We start from the raw sequence: 4,188 nt of genomic DNA on the forward strand, positions 1-4,188 counted from the left end.
GACGAAGGCGATGACGGCGCTGATGATGCGGATGGTGAAGGCGATGAGCGACATGCGGCCGGCCTCGCCGCGCTCGTCGGCGGTGAACAGCACGGCATCGATGCGGCCAAGCAACGGGCTCACGCGCAGCGCCAAGCGCTGCGGCAAAAACCGCCCGGCAGTCGTCGCCGCGGAAAAGCGCACCCCGATTATTCTCCGTTTTCCGCCTCGTTTCCTGCGTTTCGGTCTAGCGAAAACACATTAAGAAACGGTTGGGTGGGCGCTTCCTTCTCCCCGTCACTAAACCGGGAGAAGGTGCCAGCAGGCGGATGAGCGGCGGCGCGAGCTTTCGAAGGATTGCGGTGCGGCGAAACCGGAGAAGGCTGAGGCGATAGAAGACATCAGGCGCCGGCGCCGCCCCTCATCCGGCCCTTCGGGCCACCTTCTCCCCGTGAAACGGGGAGAAGGAAGAGGCGCCTCACATTCCCTTCATCGCGTCGCACGACACGTTGGGGTTCATGTCGGCGAAGGTGCCGGTCGGGTTCTGCTTCCAGGCCCAGACATGCAGCTCGTAGAACGCGCCGAGGCCGTAGCGGTTGGGGGCGCTGTTGAAGTTGAACAGCTGACCCTCGAGCGAAGCCGGACCCTTCGCGGTGATGTATTCGACGGCGATCAGCCTCAGCGTGCCGTCGGCCACCGGCTCGTACATCACCGCCTCGGGCCTGGCGACGTCGACGGCATCGTCCTTCAGGTAAGCGGCATTGACGTAGTGGATGCCCATGGCGCCGCCGGTGATGCCGCTGGCGCAGGGGATCGGCGCATAGCCCTCGGCTTTCGCCACCGCGACATCCTCGAAGCGGCTGTCGGCCGCCCGCACCTTGTCGGCCAGCGGGTTGGCATCCTCCGCCTGGGCGGCGCTGGCCGCGGCTATCGTCAGGATGCCGATGAGGCCCCTGGTGCAGATCTGAATGGTCATTTTCCTTCTCCGTTTCGTCTAGGACGCGAGAGCAGCAAGGCCGGCCGGTGGAAGACCGCACCCTGCCGCGCTATGCATGTCATTGAAGGCGGCGGGATCGAACGATCCCGCCGTGATGGCGGATCACCGCTGGTGCCACCAATATTCCCAGTAGTCGCGCGGCAGCTCGCGCAGTCCGAGCCCGATGTCGCGCCTCAGATGATCGTCCTGCGGCGGCAGGCGCCGGTTTCGCAATGGCGAGAGCAGCGCGGACAGGATCCGCCATGCGAGACCGCGCCGGGAGGTTGCGCGGCCGGCTGGCGCGATGGGGACTGCCGTTTCGAGATCGAGCAGCCCGGAAAACCGGCCGCCATCATCGCCCCCACCGTCATCGCCCAGGACAATTTCACGCTCATGGTCGGGTCCGCCCTTCCTTGGATCAATGATAAAAGTAGGGGTCCAGGACCCGCACCTCCGTGATCTTGTCGACCGGCAGGGCGTTCTTCTGCGCCGTGCTGCGGATCGCCTCAGGCGAGGGGGCGTCGTAGATGCAGAAGCTGTGCTTCTTGTCCGGCGACACGAAGGACTGCACCCAGGTCACACCCTTTTCGGCATTGCGCATGATGACGCCGCCGAGCGCGGTGGCGCCGGCGTCGTTCATCGGCACGGTGAGCCCGTCGGGGAATGTCCGTTCAACCAGATAGCGAGGCATGGAATGGCTTCCTTCCTGTGAAATGATTCACGCCCGGTTTGAGCGCGATTGGATAAGAACCACGCTCGTTGAAGACGCGCATCGGAACCTTTCCCCATATTTGCCGGGAAGATTCCCTATGTTTTCGACGTTTGGTCTCGGAGCCACACTGCGGATACCGGGGCTGGGTATGCTGGCGGGATGGACCGGGCGGCGACGAGACCATGGGCCAATGACGATGCTTCTGGAGCGGCAGGCGCAACTCGGGCAGCTGGATCAGCTGCTCTCGGAGGCGATGCAGGGTCGCGGCCATGTGGCGGCATTGCTGGGCGAGGCCGGCGCCGGCAAGACGGCGCTCGTCGAGGCTTTCCTCGCGCGCGTCGGGCAAGGCGCGGCCGTTTTCCGCAGCGCCTGCGAGGACCTTTCGATTCCTGATCCGCTCGGGCCCCTCTACGATCTGGCACGCGATGCGCAATGGGCCTTGCCGCGGGCGATCGACGACCGCCAGGGACAGCGGCTGCCGCTGTTTTCAGACGCGCTCGAAGTCTTCGAGGCGAGGTCGCGGCCAGGCTTGCTGATCATCGAGGACATGCACTGGGCCGACGATGCGACGCTCGACTTCGTGCGTTTCCTGGGCCGGCGCCTCGCCAACACGCATATGCTGCTGCTGTTCACGGCGCGCACCGACCGCAGCGAGGGGCAAATGCGCGTGCGCCGCGCGCTGGGCGAGATTCCATCCGGCAATGTCCAGCGCATCGATGTGCCGCTGCTCAGCGAGGCGGCGGTGCTGTCGCTGGCCGATGCCGCGGGCCGCGATGGCGACGCCATCTACCGGGCCACCGCCGGCAATGCCTTCTTCGTCACCGAACTGCTGGCGGCCGAAAACGTGGCGACGCCGCCGGCCAGCGTGCGCGACGCGGTGCTGGCGCGGGCAGAACGCCTGTCGCCCGGCGCGCGCTCGATGCTCGATGCGGTGTCGGTGTTTCCCCGACGCGCCGATGCCTGGGCGCTGCGCGGCCTGTGCGGTGTCGCCAGCGCCGGCCAACTCGCCGAATGCGTCTCGAACGGCCTACTCGACGATCTGGGCGACGGCTATGCCTTCCGGCACGATATCGCCCGCCGGGCCATCGAGATGATGCTGACGCCAAGCCACCGGCGCGCATTCAACCAGCGCGCGCTGTCGGCATTGCAGGAAAACGCCGACGTCGCCACCGCAAGGCTGGTGCATCATGCGGTCGAGGCGCAAAACCTGCAGGCGGTGCGCGAGCTTGCCCCGCTGGCGGCGCGCGAGGCCTCGCGCGTCGGCGCGCATCGCGATGCCGCCGGGCATTACGAGGTCGCCCTGCGCTACGCCGACGCCATGTCGATGGAGGACCGCGCCAGGCTCTATGAGGGCTATGCCTTCGAATGTCATCTCATCGGCCGCATCGACGCGGCCATCGAGGCGCAAGGCCATGCGCGCCGGCTGCAGCAGGCCCTGGGCGACAGGCTCAGGGAGGGCGACAGCCTGCGGTGCCTGTCGCGCTTCGCCTATCTCGTCGGCGACCGCGAGCAGGCGGATTTGTTCGGCGCGCAGGCGGTGGAACTGCTGGAAACGGCGCCCGCCGGACCAGAGCTTGCCATGGCCTATTCCAATCTCTCGCAACTGGCGATGCTGGCCGAGAAACTCGATGAGACGCTGCTGCTCGGCGGCAGGGCGGTCGAGCTGGCGGAGCGGCTGGACAGGCCGGACATCGTCTGCCACGCCCTCAACAATCTGGGTTCGGCCGAACAATGGCTGGATCTGGCCAGCGGCCGGCTGCATCTCGCACGCAGTCTCGAGCTCGCGCTCGAACAGAACTTCCAGGAGCATGCGGCGCGCGCCTTCACCAATTGCGCCTGCATCGAGATGAACCAACTGGACCTCGCCGAGGCGCAGTCCTTTCTCGAGCGCGGCATCGCCTATTGCGTCGAGAACGATTTGGCGACCTGGCGCGACTACATGCGGGGCGTGCAGGCGCAGCTCCTGGTGCGGCGCGGCCTGTGGGACGACGCGGCCACTGTTGCGCATGACGTCATCGACAATGACGCGACGACCGCGCTGGTGCGCTATCCCTCGCTGGTGGCGTTGGCGAAACTGCGCATAAGGCGGGGCGATCCCTCGGCCGAGCCGGTGCTGGAAGAGATGAAGCGGTTCCTCGACAAGGGCATGGAGCTGCAGCGGCTGGCGCCCTACGCGGCGGTGATGGCCGAACGGGCATGGCTCGGTCAAGGCGACAGGCAGGAAGCGCTTGGCCTGATCGAGCTGGCCGACAGCCTGTCGCCGACGCGGGCGGTGTTCGGCGAACTCGCCATCTGGCGGCTGCTGCTGTCACTCGAAAGCGATCCCGGCGACACGGCGGGAATGGCGGGACCGCACCGGATGCTGCTCGCCGGCGAGTGGCGCGGCGCCGCGGCGCTATGGGCCGGGATGGGCGCTCCCTTCGACCGCGCGCTCGCCCTGTTGCATGGCGACGAGCCGGCGTTGCGCGAGGCGCTCGAAATATTGGAGGGTCTTGGCGCGAGGCCGGTGGCGCAGCATGTC

General features: G+C 67.0%; 4 protein-coding genes and 1 pseudogene. 1 reads left to right on the forward strand and 4 read right to left on the reverse strand.

Annotated features, from left to right (window positions below):
* The 4 genes and pseudogenes from EN780_RS41615 to EN780_RS28740 all read right to left on the reverse strand — a co-directional run.
* Positions 1–183 (reverse strand): annotated as a pseudogene (locus EN780_RS41615) (lipopolysaccharide biosynthesis protein); the annotation flags it as partial.
* Between the two features lie 274 nt (positions 184–457).
* Complete coding sequence (locus EN780_RS28730) at positions 458–955, reverse strand: hypothetical protein (protein ID WP_128275976.1); 498 nt, start codon at positions 953–955, stop codon at positions 458–460.
* 194 nt (positions 956–1,149) lie between these two features.
* Complete coding sequence (locus EN780_RS28735) at positions 1,150–1,350, reverse strand: hypothetical protein (RefSeq protein WP_128275977.1); 201 nt, start codon at positions 1,348–1,350, stop codon at positions 1,150–1,152.
* Positions 1,351–1,373: 23 nt separating this feature from the next.
* Positions 1,374–1,646: a DUF4242 domain-containing protein gene (locus EN780_RS28740; RefSeq protein ID WP_127392141.1), complete on the reverse strand. Its 273-nt coding sequence runs from the start codon at positions 1,644–1,646 to the stop codon at positions 1,374–1,376.
* Positions 1,647–1,857: 211 nt separating this feature from the next.
* Here EN780_RS28740 and EN780_RS28745 point away from each other — a divergent pair.
* Positions 1,858–4,188 (forward strand): AAA family ATPase (locus tag EN780_RS28745; protein WP_245500170.1); only part of this gene is annotated, 2,331 nt, incomplete at its 3' end.

The sequence above is a fragment of the Mesorhizobium sp. M4B.F.Ca.ET.089.01.1.1 genome, from assembly GCF_004022605.1.
GTDB classification, from domain to species: domain Bacteria; phylum Pseudomonadota; class Alphaproteobacteria; order Rhizobiales; family Rhizobiaceae; genus Mesorhizobium; species Mesorhizobium abyssinicae.